This window comes from Loktanella sp. DJP18 (genome assembly GCF_049310965.1).
Lineage (GTDB): Bacteria > Pseudomonadota > Alphaproteobacteria > Rhodobacterales > Rhodobacteraceae > Loktanella.
The window spans coordinates 1-586 of the sequence record NZ_JBMERN010000399.1 but is presented as its reverse complement, the minus strand read 5'-3'; the positions used below and the strand labels follow the sequence as shown (position 1 = coordinate 586).

The 586-nt window shown below is 60.6% G+C and carries 1 pseudogene; it reads right to left on the bottom strand.

What is annotated here, in order from left to right:
* Positions 1-9: 9 nt before the first annotated feature.
* Positions 10-495, bottom strand: a pseudogene (locus ACOI1H_RS26125) (transposase); the annotation flags it as partial.
* Between the last annotated feature and the right edge of the window lie 91 nt (positions 496-586).

Below are 586 nucleotides of genomic sequence, written 5' to 3'. Positions count from 1 at the left end.
GCGTTTCTACCAAGCCTCGTAGTCTTTCCACCAGTCGGCCTTCAGTCGGGTGACGGTTTTGGCGGACAGGCCCTTGGCATTCGGGCCCAGCAGCGCCCCCAGCGCCTCGGTGAAATCACCCGTGGACACGCCCTTGAGGTAAAGCCACGGCAGCAGCTCTTCGACTGATTTCGCCTTGCGCAGATACCGCGGCAGGATGCTGGGCGTGAAGGTGATCTTGTCTTCGCCAGCGCCCCGATCCCGCACGCGCGGCACCTTCACGGGCACTGGACCAATGCCGGTCATAACCTCGCGTTCCGGGAGGTGACCATGACGGACCAAGCGCGCCCGCCCATCTTCGAGTTTCTCCCCGGAAAAGGCGTTCATCAGTGCGGCCAGTTCCGCGTGGATCGCCTCTTCGATCAGTTTTCTCGCTCCATCCCGAAGGACATCGGTGAACGGGTCAGATGTAAAACCCGATGGATCGGACAGTTGCGTGATGGTAGTCTCTGACATGTGGCATATCCCTTTCTCAGCAGAGAATTGACGGCGACTCGGCACCGCCTTGATATGCCGCCCCTCAGGGCATCACCAACTTTCGCGCGTT